The following is a 15,459-nucleotide window of genomic DNA, read 5'->3' on the forward strand; positions in this document are numbered from 1 at the left end:
GTCGGTCAGTGCCTGCGCGCGGCTCGCCACGCCACCCACAGCTTGCGGATCGGCGTGAGCGCGATGCTTTGATGCAGCACGTGATAGCCGTCGCGTTCGATCTCGTCGAGCAGCGCCAGCGCCAGCGCCGCCAGCGCGCGCAACGTGCTCTGCGAGTGACGCTCGCCGACGGGCAGCGCTTCGAGCGCCTTGCCGATCGCGTCGCGGGCGCGCGCCGTCTGGAAGCGCATCATCTCGGTGAACGCGTCCGTGTACTTGCGGTTGATCAGATCCGCGGCTGTCACGTTGAAGCGCTGCATCTCGTCGATGGGAATATAGATGCGTCCGTGCCGCGCGTCGTTGCCCAGTTCCACGACGATCTGCGCGAGCATCAACGCTTCGCCGAGCGGCGCGGCCCACGACGCCGCCTGTGAAGGATCGCGCGCCGTTGCGCGCGCGACGACGGCCGCGAAGGTGCCGCCGACGCCCGCCACATAGCGGCGCAAATTCGGATAGTCGAGGTAACGCGCCTGATCGAGATCCATCTCGAAGCCTGCGATCAGCGTCTGCAGTGCGGGATACTCGGCCTGCACATCCGGCAGATGCGCGGCGAGCGCCTGCGAGACGGGATGCGTCGGTTCACCCGCCGCGAGCGCCGCCGCTTCCTTTTGCCACCATGCGAGCTTCGTGCGGCCAACGGTCGGGTCCGTCGTTTCCTTCACCGTTTCTTCGAACTCGCGACGCAGCGCGAACAGCGCAGCGAGCAGCGGCTGCCGCGCGACGGGTGCCTGGCGCAACGCGTAGTAAGTACTCGAACCGGGAGGCGCCGCTTTCTGCTGGCAGTATTCGTCGAAATTCACGGGATTGGCTTGTGGGGAAGGCGGTCGCGCACGGCTGTGGACGCGAGACCGAAAATTGTAGCATCGACGGTATCCGACAGATGCAGACAAGCGCAGACCAATCGGTTAGAATCTCGCGCTTACGCTTTCGGACGTTTTTTGGGCGTGAGCGTCGCGGGTGCGGCGAGTCTGATCCTACCGGTTCAGAGTTGTCGACGCGAATGGCATCGCGATGAAAAATGCGGCGTCCGGCAGCTGGCGAGACATCGGTGCTGCATGCTTCTGGCGTGCGCCCGGCTGCGAGGATGGCGAAATTGGTAGACGCACCAGGTTTAGGTCCTGACGCCCGCAAGGGTGTAGGGGTTCGAGTCCCCTTCCTCGCACCATCACTTGATTGATCCGTCGTACACAAGACCCCGCCTGTCGATGACTTGCGGGGTTTTTGTTTTCTCTCGCCGAAATCATCGGCCGCTGTTGTGCCCGGCAACCCGACACGCACAAAAAACCCCGCGCGAAGGCGGGGTTTCATGCATCGCACTGAAGCTGCGCAGCCGGTTTAGTGGCAGCGCTTTTCCCAGTGATGATGCACGTGCACCTTGTGGCACTCGTGGTGATGGTGGTCGTTTGCGAATGCCGACGACATGCTCATGAAGCCAGCGGCCGCAGCGACCAGTGCCAGAACAACCTTCTTCATTTTTGATCCTCGAAGTCAGAGAGAAAGCGAGCGGCGATCGTAGCAAGCCAGGTTTACGATTGCCTTGAGACGGGTCACTTGAAACGTAGAATACGCTGCACGTCCTGCGCTCGCTCTGTGTTTAGCCGTGGATTATCTGGTTGCACGCACAACAAGGTTCTTCCGTTTTCAATTCGAAACGATACGCATTCCTGTGCATCGTCGTTGCGCATGAAGATGCGAGTGCAATGTCCGCAGGCGATGTTCGGCCACTATCAGCTACTGACGCGAGTGCCCTCGATGCGGGCGACGATGCGCTCGATGCATTGCTGCGTCAGGCGGGCGGAATCGATACGTCGTGTAGAGACTGGACGGTGGATGCTTCGCGAGCGCGAACTTGTGAATGAGTGTTTAAGGAATTAGGCAACGACGGATTCAACGGCGCCACGCAAGCGCCGATGCTGGATCGGCCCGGACTTCGTCTGTTCTGACTACGCTGCGTTACGCGCGATGGCGTTTTCGATCACCTTGTCGAGTGCTTCGCTGAGCGCGACCTTCTCGCGATCGTCGAGGCAATCGAACAGATCGATGTTCCACTTGCGCGCGATGGGCATCACTTTGCGGTAGAGCGCCCGGCCTTCCGTGGTCAACGATACGAGCACCACGCGGCCGTCTTCCGCGCTCGCTTCGCGTTGCACGAGGCCTTGTCTGATCAACGCCTCGGCTGCGCGGCTCGCCTGACTTTTGTCGAGGTTCGCGTGGCGCGCGAGATCCATGATCGAGAATGGCCCGAACGATCCGACCGATGCAATCACGCGCGCCTCAGGCAGCGTCACGTCAAGCTTGGCCATATACCGTTCGCTGATGCCCCGCTCGGAAAGTTTATTCAGCACGTGCAGACGATACGTCAGAAACTGTTCGAGTCCGGCTTTGTCGGAGGCCTTCATGGTCTTCCTGTTGTGAGTGGATGCAGTCCCGCGATGTGATTGTTGCTGCATCCGCTCGCGCGGTCAACGCGGGCCGTACCTGAGTCGCGTCATCTGTTCGGCTTCGTTCGCAAGTAGCGTGGCTGCGTCGCGAATCGCCACTTCGAGCGTGATGGGGCCGGGCGCGGGTGAGAAGCACCCGCTGAAATATTCGGCGAGTTTCGGCAGTGCGGCTGGGTCGACGGCACCCGACAGCAGCGTGGCCGGCACGCTTGCCGCGCGCGCATGCCGGCACGCGATGAAGGGCGCCTTGCCGTGCAGTGTTTGCACGTCGGAGCGGCCTTCGCCCGTGATGAGCCAGTTCGCGCCCTCGAGCGCCGCATCCAGACCGACTTCGCGCGCGACAACTTCTGCGCCTGCTTCGAATTCGGCACCCAGCATATGCAGCGCGAATCCCAGCCCGCCCGCCGCACCCGCGCCTGGCTGGTTGCGCGCGACACGATTCATGGCCGGCTCGACGAGATCGGCAAAGCGGGCGAGGGCGGCGTCGATGCTCGCGACCTGCCCAGGTTGCACGCCTTTCTGCGGACCAAAGATGGCGGTTGCACCGTGATCGCCGGTGAGCGGGTTGTCGACATCCGACATGCCGACGAAGGTCGCCTCGCGCAAACGTGCATCGAGGCCGGAGGCATCGACGCGCGCCAGTTGCGCAAGCTGTTCCGGCGTCGCGTCGAGCTCATGTCCTTGCGCATCGAAGAGCCTGAGGCCGAGCCCGACAAGCAGGCCGGCGCCGCCGTCGTTCGTGCTGCTGCCGCCCAGCGCCACGAAGAAGCGCCGCACGCCGGCGTCGAGCAGCGAGCGGATCGCTTCGCCCATACCGCGCGTGCTGCGCTTTTCGACGGGAACACCCATGCCGACGGGGTCCGTGATGCCGACGACCTCCGCTGTTTCGATGATCGCGCTGCCGTCGGCCAGCAGGCCCGTCGCCGCCTCGCGTGCGGCGCCCGCCGCGCCGCGCACGGTGAGCATGCGTCGTTCGCCGCCGCGCGTCAGCATCGCGTCGAGCGTGCCTTCGCCGCCGTCGGCCATCGCGCAGATGCGGATCGTCGCGTCAGGCCGCGCCCGTAAAATGCCTGTCGCGACGGACTGCGCGACCTGCTCGGCGGAAAGCGAACCTTTGAACGAGTCAGGGGCGATAACGACGATGGGCGCGGACGACGTATTCGGCATGGTGTCTCAGGTGATTGGTATGAGGAGGCATCGCCAGCGTGCCGCGATGCACTGAAGCGCCGAGACGTTCGTGCATCATGCGCGAGCGTGTCAGGATGTGGTGAAGCTTATCAGCATGCGGCGCGCGACTGAATACACCGGAAGGTATAGGCAGAATTGACTTTGATTCACAGCTGAAGTCGCGACCGGTCGAAGTGGAAGCGTTTCGAACCGTCCGTCATGCGCGCCACGGCGTGCCCGGCAAGGCGCCAAAAATCACGAATCAGCGAATCCGGCTAGCCGCGCAAATAGTTTGCTAAAATATTTGGCTCTCTGACCCAAACTGTGCTGCCGGCGGCCTCACAGCCCGCGGAGAGAGGCACGCGATCGATGTCACATCCAAGTGAGCGAAGCGAAGCGGCGACCCGGTACGAAAGCGTGGACGACACGCCGCGTCGGGCGCACGACGCAAAGCGGACATCGACAGGCGCACACAAGATAACTGATTCGCTCGAATAATTTTAGGACGATTGAAGCCATGGCTAACGTTGTTGAAAACCTCGGCAAGCTCGAACGCCGCGTGACGATTTCCCTGCCGAAGGATTCCGTGCAGAAGGAAGTGGACTCGCGTATCCGTCAACTCGCGAAGAACGTGCGCATGCCGGGTTTCCGCCCGGGCAAAGTGCCGCTCAAGATGGTGACGCAGCAGTACGCGGGTCAGGTGGAAGCCGAAGTGCTGAGCGACAAGGTTGGCAAGGAATTCTTCGATATCAGCCGCGCGGAAAACCTGCGCGTCGCTGGCCAGCCGAGCTTCAGCCCGAAGTCGGACGCCACTGAAGGCGACTACGCATTCGACGCGACGTTCGAGGTTTACCCGGACGTGAAGCTGGGCGATGTCGCCACGGCTGAAATCGAACGCACGAAGACCACCATCAGCGAGGCCGAAATCGACCGCACGCTGGACATCCTGCGCAAGCAGCGCGTGCACTACCACGCTCGCGGCGAAGCCGGCGAGCACGGCGACGGCGGTGCGGACACGGCGGCCAAGGACGGCGACCGCGTGACGGTCGACTTCGTCGGCAAGATCGACGGTGAAGCATTCCAGGGCGGCAGCGCGGACGACTTCGCGTTTGTCCTGGGCGAAGGCCGCATGCTGCCGGAATTCGAAAAGGCAGCGCTCGGCCTGAAGGTCGGCGAGTCGAAGGAATTCGACCTGGCTTTCCCCGAGGACTATCACGGCAAGGAAGTCGCCGGCAAGACCGCGCAGTTCACGATCACGATGAAGAAGATCGAGTGGCCGCACCTGCCGGAAATCGACGGCGAATTCGCGAAGTCGCTCGGCATCGAAGACGGCGATCTGACGAAGATGCGCAATGAAATCAAGGACAACCTCGAGCGCGAAGCGAAGCGCCGCACGCAGGCTGTCGTGAAGAACCAGGTGATGGACGCTCTGCTGAAGATCTCCGAACTCGACGTGCCGAAGGCGCTGATCGAGCAGGATCAGCAGCGCCTCGTCGAAATGGCGCGCCAGGATCTGACGCAACGCGGCGTGCCTAACGCGAAGGACGCACCGATCCCCGCAGAAATGTTCGCCGAGCAGGCAGAGCGCCGTGTCAAGCTGGGCCTCGTGCTGGCCGAACTGGTGAAGGCTAACGAACTGCAGGCGAAGCCGGAACAGATCCGCGCGGAAGTCGACGAATTCGCGAAGAGCTACGAAGACCCGAAGGAAGTCGTGCGCTGGTATTATTCGAACCAGCAGCGCCTGGCCGAGATGGAAGCGTATGTCGTTGAATCCAACGTCGTCGATTTCGTCCTGAGCAAGGCGAAGGTGACGGACAAGGAAGTGAGCTTCGAAGAGCTGGCAAGCGCAACAGCGCAAGCGTAATAGCATCGCTGCAACGGCGTGCCGGCTGTCCGAACGACGGCCCGCACGCCGTTTTTGCATCTGCGCACGGCCGGTTCATGCTAAAAGAACGCTGGCCGGCCGTGGCAGCTCTTGAAGAAGCGCGCGGACGCACCCACTTGTCCAGAACCGAACACCAGAACATTTCCTGACAAGGATCCATTGCATGACCTTTCGCGCTCAAATGCTGGACACGTTGACCTCGCAGTCGTCGCGAGATCGGGATCTCGAAGCGCAAGCGCTCGGCCTCGTGCCGATCGTGGTCGAAACGAGCGGCCGTGGTGAACGTTCGTATGACATCTACTCGCGCCTGCTGAAGGAGCGTGTGGTGTTTCTGGTCGGCGAAGTGAATGACCAGACCGCCAACCTCGTGATCGCGCAGTTGCTGTTCCTCGAAAGCGAAAATCCGGACAAGGACATCAGCTTCTACATCAACAGCCCGGGCGGTTCGGTGTCAGCGGGGATGGCGATCTACGACACGATGCAGTTCATCAAGCCGGACGTGTCAACGCTCTGCATGGGTCTCGCGGCCAGCATGGGCGCGTTCCTGCTGGCGGCTGGCGCGAAGGGCAAGCGTTTCGCGCTGCCGAACGCACGCGTGATGATTCACCAGCCGCTGGGCGGCGCGCGCGGCCAGGCATCCGACATCGAAATTCAGGCGCGCGAAATCCTGTATCTGAAGGAGCGCCTGAACCAGTTGCTGTCGCACCATACCGGTCAACCCGTCGAGCGCATCCAGCGCGACACGGACCGCGACAACTTCATGTCGGGCGACGACGCGCAGGCTTACGGTCTCGTCGACCAGGTGCTGCACAAGCGTCCGTAAACAATCGCTGAAACATGGCTGATCCGGAGCGCTTTTTCCTCAAATTGGGGGAGGAGCGCCGGCGCAAAACCTTGTGAAATAATAAGACCCGTCTGAACGCCCGCGGCAAACGCCGTCACAGCTTTTGCGCATCCGTCCTGCCCCGAACTGAACGAGGTGGGCAAACGGCGTATCATGTCATTCGAGTGTCCGGAGGCTCACACATCTATGGCGGACAAAAAAGGTTCGAACAGCGAGAAGCTGTTGTATTGCTCGTTCTGCGGCAAAAGCCAGCACGAAGTCAAAAAACTGATTGCTGGTCCGTCGGTATTCATCTGTGATGAATGTATCGACCTGTGCAACGAAATCATTCGCGACGAAGCAGCGGGCGCGGGTCTGGAAACGGGCCTGTCCAAGTCCGATCTGCCGAGTCCTCAGGAAATCCGAGACATTCTCGATCAATACGTGATCGGGCAAGAGCGCGCGAAGAAAATTCTCGCGGTCGCGGTCTACAACCACTACAAGCGTCTGAAGCATCTCGACAAGAAGGACGATGTCGAGTTGTCGAAGAGCAACATCCTGCTGATCGGCCCGACGGGTTCCGGCAAGACGCTGCTTGCGCAGACTCTTGCACGCCTTCTGAACGTGCCGTTCGTGATCGCCGACGCGACCACCTTGACGGAAGCCGGCTATGTCGGTGAAGACGTCGAGAACATCATTCAGAAGCTGCTGCAAAACTGCAATTACGAAGTCGACAAGGCGCAGCGCGGTATCGTCTATATCGACGAAATCGACAAGATCAGCCGCAAGTCGGATAACCCGTCGATCACCCGCGACGTGTCGGGTGAAGGCGTGCAGCAGGCGCTGTTGAAGCTGGTCGAAGGCACGATGGCCTCCGTGCCGCCGCAAGGTGGTCGTAAGCATCCGAACCAGGATTTCATCCAGGTCGACACGACGAACATCCTGTTCATCTGCGGCGGTGCGTTCGACGGCCTCGAAAAGGTGATCGTCGACCGTACGGAAAAGACGGGCATCGGTTTCGGCGCAAGCGTCAAGAGCAAGCAGGATCGCGACGCGGGCGAAGTGCTGCGTGAAGTCGAGCCAGAAGATCTCATCAAATTCGGTCTGATTCCAGAACTGATCGGACGTTTGCCCGTCGTGGCGACGCTCGGCAAGCTGGACGAGGCCGCACTGATGAAGATTCTGGTCGAGCCGAAGAATGCGCTCGTCAAGCAATATCACAAGTTGTTCAACATGGAACGCGTCGAGCTGGAGATTCGTCCCGCCGCGCTGCAAGCCATCGCCCGCAAGGCCATCCGCCGCAAGACGGGGGCACGCGGCTTGCGGTCCATTCTGGAACAGGCGTTGCTTGATGTGATGTACGAATTGCCGGCAATGAAGGGCGTGAGCAAAGTCATTATTGACGACAATGTCATTGATGGTGACGGAAAGCCGCTACTGATCTACGAAGACGCGCCGAAGGTCGCGGGTTCGAATTGATCGGCTTCCCGATTTTTGAAAAAAAGCCGTTCATGGCGACGTGAACGGCTTTTTTCGTTTATCGTGTCGTCAGGATGGACTGTTTTCTGGAGTCACTGAACTTTTTCCCACACGCGAAGGCTTGCAATCTTTTTTGTCGGCCTCAACTATCGAACAAACTGATTCCACTCATGGGGAAATGAAATGTCAGGAACCCAACTCCTCCCGCCGGAACGCATCACACTTCCGCTGCTCCCGCTGCGCGACGTAGTCGTTTTCCCGCACATGGTGATCCCGCTCTTCGTGGGTCGCCCGAAGTCGATCAAGGCGTTGGAAGCCGCGATGGAAGGTGGCAAGCACATCATGCTTGTCGCCCAGAAGACGGCGGCCAAAGACGAGCCGACCGAAAAGGACATGTACGAAGTTGGCTGTATCGCCAACATCCTGCAGATGCTCAAGCTGCCCGACGGCACCGTGAAGGTGCTGGTCGAGGGTCTGCAGCGCGCCAAGACGCTGTCGATCGAAGAGCAGGAAACGCAATTCTCGTGCGAAGTCATGCCGCTCGAGCCCGATCACGCCGATAGCGCTGAAACGGAAGCGCTGCGCCGTGCGATCGTCTCGCAGTTCGACCAGTACGTGAAGCTGAACAAGAAGATCCCGCCCGAGATCCTGACGTCGTTGTCGGGTATCGACGAAGCCGGTCGTCTTGCCGATACCATCGCTGCGCATCTGCCGCTCAAGCTCGATCAGAAGCAGCAGATTCTCGAAATGTTCCCGGTCATCGAGCGCCTCGAGCATCTGCTCGCGCAGCTCGAAGCCGAGATCGACATTCTGCAGGTTGAAAAGCGCATCCGCGGACGCGTCAAGCGTCAGATGGAGAAGAGCCAGCGCGAGTACTACCTGAACGAGCAGGTCAAGGCCATCCAGAAGGAATTGGGCGAGGGCGAAGAGGGTGCCGATCTCGAAGAGCTCGAGAAGCGCATCACCGCTGCGCGCATGCCGAAGGAAGCCAAGAAGAAGGCCGACGCCGAGCTGAAGAAACTCAAGCTGATGTCGCCGATGTCGGCGGAAGCAACGGTCGTGCGCAACTACATCGACACTTTGATCGGCCTGCCGTGGCGCAAGAAGAGCAAGGTCAACAACGACCTCTCGAATGCAGAGCGCGTGCTGGACGAAGATCACTTCGGCCTGGAGAAGGTCAAGGAACGCATTCTCGAGTACCTCGCGGTGCAACAGCGCGTGGACAAGGTGAAGGCGCCGATCCTGTGCCTCGTCGGGCCCCCGGGCGTGGGTAAGACGTCGCTGGGCCAGTCGATTGCACGTGCAACGAACCGGAAGTTCGTGCGCATGGCGCTGGGTGGCGTGCGTGACGAAGCCGAGATTCGCGGCCACCGTCGTACGTATATCGGCTCGATGCCGGGCAAGATCCTGCAGAGCCTGACCAAGGTCGGCGTGCGCAATCCGCTCTTCCTGCTCGACGAAGTCGACAAGATGGGCATGGATTTCCGCGGTGATCCGTCGTCGGCGCTGCTCGAGGTGCTCGATCCGGAACAGAACCACACGTTCGCCGACCACTATGTCGAAGTCGACTTCGACCTGTCGGACGTGATGTTCGTCGCGACGTCGAACTCGCTGAACATTCCGCCGCCGCTGCTCGACCGGATGGAAGTGATCCGTCTGTCGGGTTACACGGAAGACGAGAAGGTCAGCATCGCGCAACGTTATCTGCTGCCGAAGCAGAAGAAGAATAACGGCCTGAAGCAAGGCGAGATCGAAGTCACGGAAGCCGCAATCCGCGACATCATTCGCTACTACACGCGTGAAGCGGGCGTACGTTCGCTCGAGCGTGAAGTGTCGAAGATCTGCCGCAAGGTCGTGAAGATGCTTCTGCTGAAGAAGGCGGACAAGGCGGTGACGGTCGACGCCAACAACCTCGACACGTTCCTTGGCGTGCGTAAGTACGACTTCGGTCTGGCTGCGAAGGAAAACCAGATCGGTCAGGTGACGGGTCTCGCGTGGACGGAAGTCGGCGGCGATCTGCTGACGATCGAAGCGGCCGTGATGCCGGGTAAGGGCAACGTGATCCGTACGGGTTCGCTCGGCGACGTGATGAAGGAATCCGTCGAAGCGGCGCGCTCGGTGGTGCGGTCGCGTTCGCGCCGTCTCGGTATCAAGGACGAAGCGTTCGAGAAACAGGACATTCACATCCACGTGCCGGAAGGCGCGACGCCGAAGGACGGTCCGTCCGCCGGTGGTGCGATGACGACGGCGCTGGTGTCGGTGCTCACGGGTATCCCTGTGCGCGCGGATGTCGCGATGACGGGTGAAATCACGTTGCGCGGCGAAGTGCTGCCGATCGGCGGGCTGAAAGAGAAACTGCTGGCAGCGCATCGCGGCGGCATCAAGCTCGTGTTGATCCCGGAAGAAAACGTCAAGGATCTGACGGAGATTCCGGACAACGTGAAGAACGCGATCGAAATCGTCCCTGTTCGCTGGATCGACAAGGTTCTCGAACTGGCGCTCGAGCGTTCGCCGACGCCGTTGCCTGAAGAGGAGCCGAAGGCGGCAGCGCCCGTTGGTGAATCGAAAGACTCCGGCGCGAGCGATGTCGTGAAGCATTAATCACCCGGCGCGATGAGCTGAGTTCGCTCAGCCATCTGCGATCAAAAACCCGCGGCTTTGTTCGCGGGTTTTTTTATGTCTGCACGACGCAAACGTTTGATCAAACGCGCGCTTTACCATGCGATTGACCCGCTATCCAGGACGGAAGAAAGATCACGTCAAACTGGTTGTACTCGCATCGATCATTCGCAAGATTCTGTTATCGGCAGCGCCTCGACGAGCTCCTCGAATCAGGCTCAATCCCGCTTGACACAAGGGTTTCGGACCATTCTAATGAGTGGCCGGCAAATTCTGCCGTGCCGTATATAACCGGGCGCTTAAGCGCTTTCATGATTGCCCAACAACATTCTCGGGGGCTTGGAATGAATAAAACGGAATTGATCGATCACATTGCGCAGCAAGCCGACATTTCGAAAGCGGCAGCAGGGCGCGCGCTGGATGCCGTGATCGGTGGTGTCAAAGGCACGTTGAAAAAGGGTGGTTCGGTTACGCTGGTCGGTTTCGGCACCTTCGCCGTCGGCAAGCGCACGGCGCGTACGGGCCGCAATCCGCGCACGGGCGCGGCAATCAAGATCAAGGCAGCCAAGGTTCCTAAATTTAGACCTGGCAAAGCGCTAAAGGATGCGTTAAACTAACGGGCTCGCTGCTTGATGAATATGTCGATGAAAATCGATAAGCAATCAGGCGGCGGCAATCTCGGAGCGGGTGCTTAGCTCAGTTGGTAGAGCGGCGCCCTTACAAGGCGTAGGTCGGGAGTTCGAGCCTCTCAGCACCCACCAGTTCCAGATTGAAGTGACACGCTGCAGTATCTGCAGCAAAAGGAGTGGTAGTTCAGTCGGTTAGAATACCGGCCTGTCACGCCGGGGGTCGCGGGTTCGAGTCCCGTCCACTCCGCCAGTATCCTAGAAAGGCGAACTCCGGTTCGCCTTTTTTATTGCCCGCTGTTGTACTATCGGGCGTTCCGTTTTTGGCATCCGACTTCTGCCTCCTCAAGCATGCTCGATTTCTTTCGCAATCACCAACGTCTGATGATGTTCATGCTCATCCTGGTTATCCTGCCAGGCTTGGGTTTTGTCGGTATTCAGGGCTTCCGTGGTTTCTTTGACGAGAGCGCAAACGTCGCGAGCGTCAATGGACACAAAATCACGCGTGGCGAGTTCGACAATGCGTGGCGCCAGCAAATGGACCGCGCGCGTCAGATGCTCGGCGCCCAGTTCGACTCTAAAATTTTCGACACGCCGGAGCGCCGCAAGGACATGCTCGACGGCCTGATCCAGCAACGCGTGCTCGCCGACGAAACGCAGCGTCTGCATCTGACCGTGTCCGACGACGCGCTGCGCCGCGCGCTGATGGCCGATCCCGTCATCGGTTCGCTGAAGAACCCGGACGGCTCGATCGACCTGAACAAATACAAAGAACTCCTTGCGATGCAGGGCATCACGCCCGATCAGTACCAGGAACAGGTGCGCTATAGCATGGCGATGCAGCAACTGCCGGCTGCGATCACCCAAACGGCGTTCACGCCGAAGACGCTCGCCCAGCATCTGACCGAACTCGCCGAGCAGCAGCGTGAAGTGCAGGGGCTCGCATTCCACGCGAAGGAATACGAGTCGAAGGTGCAGCCGACGGACGCGCAAATTCAGGCGTACTACGATGCCCATCACGACGATTTCGCGACGCCGGCAACGGCGACGATTCAGTATCTCGTGATGTCGCCCGCGACGCTCGCGGCATCGGCGAATCCGGGCGATGCTGACCTCAAGAAGTACTACGACGACAATATCGCTCACTTCCGCACAACGGGTGAAGTGCGCGCAAGCCACATCCTGATCGCGGTGCCCAGGGATGCGAGCGCGGCCGACAAGGACAAGGCGAAGCAGAAGGCACAAGAAGTCCTCGCTCAGGTGAAAGCGCATCCGGACCAGTTCGCGCAACTCGCGCAGCAGGATTCGCAGGATCCGGGCTCGGCGTCGAAGGGCGGCGATCTGGGGTACTTCAGCCCCGGCATGATTGCGGGCGGCAAGGCGTTCGACGATGCCGTCTTCAAGATGAAGAAGGACGAGGTCAGCGACCTGATCCAGTCGGACTTCGGTTATCACATCGTCAAGGTCACGGACGTGAAGCCGTCGGTGACGAAGGCGTTCGACGAAGTGAAGGATTCGATCGCCAAGGATCTGAAGACGCAACTCGCGACCAAGGCCTTCAGCGACGATTCGGAAGGCTTCACGTCGACGGTCTACGAACAGGCGAAGAGCCTGCAGCCGGCCGCGGACAAGTACAAGCTGCAGATCCAGGCAGCGACGGTCACGCCGAAGCCCAACGGCGCGCTGCCGCCGGACAGCCCGCTGAACAATCCGAAATTCCTCGCTGCCGTGTTCGCGAACGATTCGGCGAAGGACCGCAACAACACGCAGGCGATCGACGTCGGCAACAACACGCTGATCGCCGCGCACGTCACCGACTACAAGCCGGCTGCCGTGCCCGCGCTGACGGCCATCAAGAACGCCGTGCGCCAAAAGGTCGCGGCCCAGCAGGCAGCCGATCTTGCGCGCAAGGAAGGCGAGGCGAAGCTGGCCGATTTGCAGAAGTCGAAGTCGACGGATGGCTTTTCGTCCGCGCTGAAGGTGTCGCGCAACGATGCGCAGGGCGTGCCGCCCGCCGCGTTGAGCGCAATTTACAAGGTCGATGCGCAAAAGTTGCCGGGCTATGTCGGTGTCGATCTGGGCGCGGACGGCTATGCAATCTACCGCGTGAACTCGATCGTGCAGCCCGCGTCGACGGATGCGCAGCGTCTGGCGTCGGCGCAGCAGCAGATCGCGTCTGTGAACGCACAGGCGGAGGCGGAAGCCTATCTCGACGCGCTGCGTTCGCGTTCGAAGGTGAAGATGTACGGCTTGCTCGACAACCCGCAATCGGGCGAGTAAGCCGTTCGAGGCCGCGAGGATGCGGCCTCTTCGTTGCCGCAAACAAAAAGCCCCGCAAATGCGGGGCTTTTTGTTTTTGCTGCTTCGTGAGAGAAGCGTTTGGGAGCGTTACAGGCAGGCGCTGATATCGGCCGTCGCGTCGCTGCCGGCGCCACCCGCCGTGCGAAAACCCACCCAGGTGCCGCCGCCCTGATAGGCGGGACGCACCACGGCGGCCGCGCCGTTCGGCGGTTGCTGGCCGGGGACGTACACGTCCATCGCCGCGTCGTTGGCCATCGTATCTTGTGCCACGACCTGCTGCTGCGTCTTGTCGGCCCACTTCTTGGCAATGCACTGGCCGACGACCTTCGGCGGCTGCTGGCTGGTGCCAACGGATTGCACGCCGGCAGGCGGCTGCGCAGCACAAGCGGAAATGGCGACAGTCATAGCGATAATCGGTAAGTATTTCATGTTATCTCCTTCCAGAAATCGCTCACATAGAGCCGGTTGTCGAATTCAGGCGAGTCTGTCTGATCGACCGTACCTGGTGACGTTCCCTGCTAATCGGAAACAGGTTGTTAGCGCACCCTGGTACTGACGAGGTGCGTTCATTGAGACGAACTGCGAAGCAGTGGCTTCAGCGCTGGCCACACGTTGTCCAGTAGCAGGGGTTGTGCCCGTTGTGTCGGATGAATCTGATCCGACTGGAACATATCCGGCTTGTTTTCGATTCCGGCGAGAAGGAATGGGACGAGTGGCACACGTAGCTGCTTGGACAGTTGTCCGTAGAGTTCGTGGAACTTCTGCGTGTAATCGGGTCCGTAGTTAGGCGGCACGTACATGCCGACGAGCAGCACCTTCGCGTGACCTTGCTGGGCCTGTTCGACGATCGTGCGCAGATTGTCTTCCGTCGTGCTGAGCGGGACGCCGCGTAACGCGTCGTTGGCGCCGAGTTCCACGATGACGACGGCGGGCTTGAGCCGCTGCATCAGCGCGGGCAGACGGGCGAGCCCGCCGCTCGTGGTGTCGCCGCTGATGCTCGCATTGGCGACGTTATAATCGATCTGAGCACTCGAGAGCCGCTGACGCATCAGAGAAACCCAGCCCGTGTCGCGAGGCAAGCCGTATTCGGCGGACAGGCTGTCGCCGAGTACGACGATGGTCGGCTTCGACTGTCGCGCGTTGCTGCCCGCCGCGGTCGCGTTTGCCGCTGCGGCCGCGTTCGAGTTGTTGGCCGCATGAGCGGGCATCGAAAAAGTCGCGGCGAATACGATGGGGAAACACGCTGCGGTCAGCGCCGCGAGGGACGCAACGGCGCGCACTTTCAACCTACGCTTCACCATGCAAAAGAAAACTGATCCAGTCATCGAAGTGCGGGGTTTGTGCAAGAGGGTTAAGGATGCGACGGGTGAGCTGACGATCCTCGACAACATCGACCTGTCGATTCAACCGGGCAGTCGTGTTGCCATCGTGGGCGCATCGGGCTCGGGCAAGTCTACGCTGCTTGGGCTGCTTGCCGGGTTGGACAGCGCGACATCAGGGTCGGTTCGTCTGCTCGGCCGCGAGCTGACGGAACTCGACGAGGACGGCCGCGCCGCGCTGCGCAATGGTTCCGTCGGGTTTGTGTTTCAGTCCTTCCAGTTGATGCCACATCTGACGGCGTTCGAGAACGTGACGCTTCCGCTCGAACTGCAAGGCGGGCTGCCCGCGCGCGATGTCCACGCGCGTGCGCGGACGCTGCTCACGCAAGTCGGCCTCGGCGAGCGCATGCGGCACTATCCGAAGCTGCTGTCGGGCGGCGAACAGCAGCGCGTGGCGCTGGCGCGCGCGTTCGCAACGCATCCCGCGATTCTTTTCGCCGATGAACCGACGGGCAGTCTCGACGCGGCGACGGGTCACGCCGTCATCGATCTGATGTTCGAGATGAATCGGGCAAACGGAGCGACCCTCGTGCTGGTCACCCATGATGTCGAACTGGCGCGCCGCTGCGATACGACTGTGACGATCGAAGCAGGGCGCCTCATCTGAACACGCGTGGCAAGTGCAGAAAGAACGGGCCTTCGTGAAGAAGGCCCGTTGGTTTTCAAACGTCTGAATCCGCGGCAATGTGCCGGGTCTCGG

General features: G+C 60.8%; 13 protein-coding genes and 3 tRNA genes. 10 read left to right on the top strand and 6 right to left on the bottom strand.

The window, feature by feature from the left end; genetic code table 11:
• Positions 1-5 precede the first annotated feature (5 nt).
• On the bottom strand, positions 6-839 hold the full coding sequence (locus tag FRZ40_RS03030) for a squalene/phytoene synthase family protein (protein WP_028365473.1): 834 nt from the start codon (positions 837-839) through the stop codon (positions 6-8).
• 278 nt (positions 840-1,117) lie between these two features.
• Between FRZ40_RS03030 and FRZ40_RS03035 the strand changes: the two genes are divergently transcribed.
• Positions 1,118-1,204, top strand: a tRNA-Leu gene (locus FRZ40_RS03035).
• 170 nt (positions 1,205-1,374) lie between these two features.
• Here FRZ40_RS03035 and FRZ40_RS44300 read toward each other — a convergent pair.
• The 3 genes from FRZ40_RS44300 to FRZ40_RS03045 all read right to left on the bottom strand — a co-directional run bounded on the left by FRZ40_RS44300 (position 1,375) and on the right by FRZ40_RS03045 (position 3,647).
• The gene (locus tag FRZ40_RS44300; protein ID WP_167528638.1) at positions 1,375-1,512 is read right to left on the bottom strand and encodes a hypothetical protein; all 138 of its coding nucleotides are present in this window, start codon (positions 1,510-1,512) and stop codon (positions 1,375-1,377) included.
• A gap of 470 nt (positions 1,513-1,982) precedes the next feature.
• Complete coding sequence (locus FRZ40_RS03040; protein ID WP_028365474.1) at positions 1,983-2,438, bottom strand: MarR family winged helix-turn-helix transcriptional regulator; 456 nt, start codon at positions 2,436-2,438, stop codon at positions 1,983-1,985.
• Positions 2,439-2,501: 63 nt separating this feature from the next.
• Complete coding sequence (locus tag FRZ40_RS03045; RefSeq protein ID WP_028365475.1) at positions 2,502-3,647, bottom strand: glycerate kinase family protein; 1,146 nt, start codon at positions 3,645-3,647, stop codon at positions 2,502-2,504.
• A 517-nt stretch (positions 3,648-4,164) separates the two neighbouring features.
• Between FRZ40_RS03045 and tig the strand changes: the two genes are divergently transcribed.
• From tig to FRZ40_RS03085, 8 genes are all read left to right on the top strand, one after another.
• On the top strand, positions 4,165-5,511 hold the full coding sequence (tig, locus tag FRZ40_RS03050; protein WP_028365476.1) for a trigger factor: 1,347 nt from the start codon (positions 4,165-4,167) through the stop codon (positions 5,509-5,511).
• A 184-nt stretch (positions 5,512-5,695) separates the two neighbouring features.
• Positions 5,696-6,355: an ATP-dependent Clp endopeptidase proteolytic subunit ClpP gene (gene clpP / locus FRZ40_RS03055; RefSeq protein WP_007585897.1), complete on the top strand. Its 660-nt coding sequence runs from the start codon at positions 5,696-5,698 to the stop codon at positions 6,353-6,355.
• 207 nt (positions 6,356-6,562) lie between these two features.
• Positions 6,563-7,834, top strand: a complete 1,272-nt coding sequence (gene clpX, locus FRZ40_RS03060; protein WP_028365477.1) for an ATP-dependent Clp protease ATP-binding subunit ClpX — start codon at positions 6,563-6,565, stop codon at positions 7,832-7,834.
• Positions 7,835-8,017: 183 nt separating this feature from the next.
• Positions 8,018-10,435: an endopeptidase La gene (gene lon, locus FRZ40_RS03065; RefSeq protein WP_028365478.1), complete on the top strand. Its 2,418-nt coding sequence runs from the start codon at positions 8,018-8,020 to the stop codon at positions 10,433-10,435.
• Positions 10,436-10,797: 362 nt separating this feature from the next.
• A complete protein-coding gene (locus FRZ40_RS03070) occupies positions 10,798-11,070 on the top strand; it encodes an HU family DNA-binding protein (RefSeq protein WP_007585907.1) in 273 nt (90 codons plus the stop codon).
• Positions 11,071-11,138: 68 nt separating this feature from the next.
• Positions 11,139-11,214: transfer RNA gene (locus FRZ40_RS03075), tRNA-Val, on the top strand.
• A 41-nt stretch (positions 11,215-11,255) separates the two neighbouring features.
• A tRNA-Asp gene (locus FRZ40_RS03080) sits at positions 11,256-11,332 on the top strand.
• Between the two features lie 98 nt (positions 11,333-11,430).
• Positions 11,431-13,359, top strand: a complete 1,929-nt coding sequence (locus FRZ40_RS03085) for a SurA N-terminal domain-containing protein (RefSeq protein ID WP_147233275.1) — start codon at positions 11,431-11,433, stop codon at positions 13,357-13,359.
• A 108-nt stretch (positions 13,360-13,467) separates the two neighbouring features.
• Here FRZ40_RS03085 and FRZ40_RS03090 read toward each other — a convergent pair whose 3' ends face one another.
• Complete coding sequence (locus FRZ40_RS03090; RefSeq protein WP_028365480.1) at positions 13,468-13,809, bottom strand: hypothetical protein; 342 nt, start codon at positions 13,807-13,809, stop codon at positions 13,468-13,470.
• A 137-nt stretch (positions 13,810-13,946) separates the two neighbouring features.
• The gene (locus FRZ40_RS03095) at positions 13,947-14,681 is read right to left on the bottom strand and encodes an arylesterase (RefSeq protein WP_147233277.1); all 735 of its coding nucleotides are present in this window, start codon (positions 14,679-14,681) and stop codon (positions 13,947-13,949) included.
• Here FRZ40_RS03095 and FRZ40_RS03100 point away from each other — a divergent pair.
• Positions 14,680-15,366: an ABC transporter ATP-binding protein gene (locus FRZ40_RS03100; RefSeq protein WP_147233279.1), complete on the top strand. Its 687-nt coding sequence runs from the start codon at positions 14,680-14,682 to the stop codon at positions 15,364-15,366. The genes FRZ40_RS03095 and FRZ40_RS03100 overlap by 2 nt on opposite strands.
• Positions 15,367-15,459: the final 93 nt, after the last annotated feature.

It is taken from the genome of Paraburkholderia azotifigens (assembly GCF_007995085.1).
Taxonomy (GTDB): domain Bacteria; phylum Pseudomonadota; class Gammaproteobacteria; order Burkholderiales; family Burkholderiaceae; genus Paraburkholderia; species Paraburkholderia azotifigens.

Bases quoted from the DNA above. Each gene is read 5' to 3' on its own strand.
- FRZ40_RS03040 (WP_028365474.1), bottom strand. From the start codon at position 2,438: ATGAAGGCCTCCGACAAAGCCGGACTCGAACAGTTTCTGACGTATCGT.
- FRZ40_RS03085 (WP_147233275.1), top strand. From the start codon at position 11,431: ATGCTCGATTTCTTTCGCAATCACCAACGTCTGATGATGTTCATGCTC.
- clpP (WP_007585897.1), top strand. From the start codon at position 5,696: ATGACCTTTCGCGCTCAAATGCTGGACACGTTGACCTCGCAGTCGTCG.
- FRZ40_RS03070 (WP_007585907.1), top strand. From the start codon at position 10,798: ATGAATAAAACGGAATTGATCGATCACATTGCGCAGCAAGCCGACATT.
- FRZ40_RS44300 (WP_167528638.1), bottom strand. From the start codon at position 1,512: ATGAAGAAGGTTGTTCTGGCACTGGTCGCTGCGGCCGCTGGCTTCATG.
- tig (WP_028365476.1), top strand. From the start codon at position 4,165: ATGGCTAACGTTGTTGAAAACCTCGGCAAGCTCGAACGCCGCGTGACG.
- clpX (WP_028365477.1), top strand. From the start codon at position 6,563: ATGGCGGACAAAAAAGGTTCGAACAGCGAGAAGCTGTTGTATTGCTCG.
- FRZ40_RS03045 (WP_028365475.1), bottom strand. From the start codon at position 3,647: ATGCCGAATACGTCGTCCGCGCCCATCGTCGTTATCGCCCCTGACTCG.
- FRZ40_RS03100 (WP_147233279.1), top strand. From the start codon at position 14,680: ATGCAAAAGAAAACTGATCCAGTCATCGAAGTGCGGGGTTTGTGCAAG.
- FRZ40_RS03090 (WP_028365480.1), bottom strand. From the start codon at position 13,809: ATGAAATACTTACCGATTATCGCTATGACTGTCGCCATTTCCGCTTGT.
- lon (WP_028365478.1), top strand. From the start codon at position 8,018: ATGTCAGGAACCCAACTCCTCCCGCCGGAACGCATCACACTTCCGCTG.
- FRZ40_RS03095 (WP_147233277.1), bottom strand. From the start codon at position 14,681: ATGGTGAAGCGTAGGTTGAAAGTGCGCGCCGTTGCGTCCCTCGCGGCG.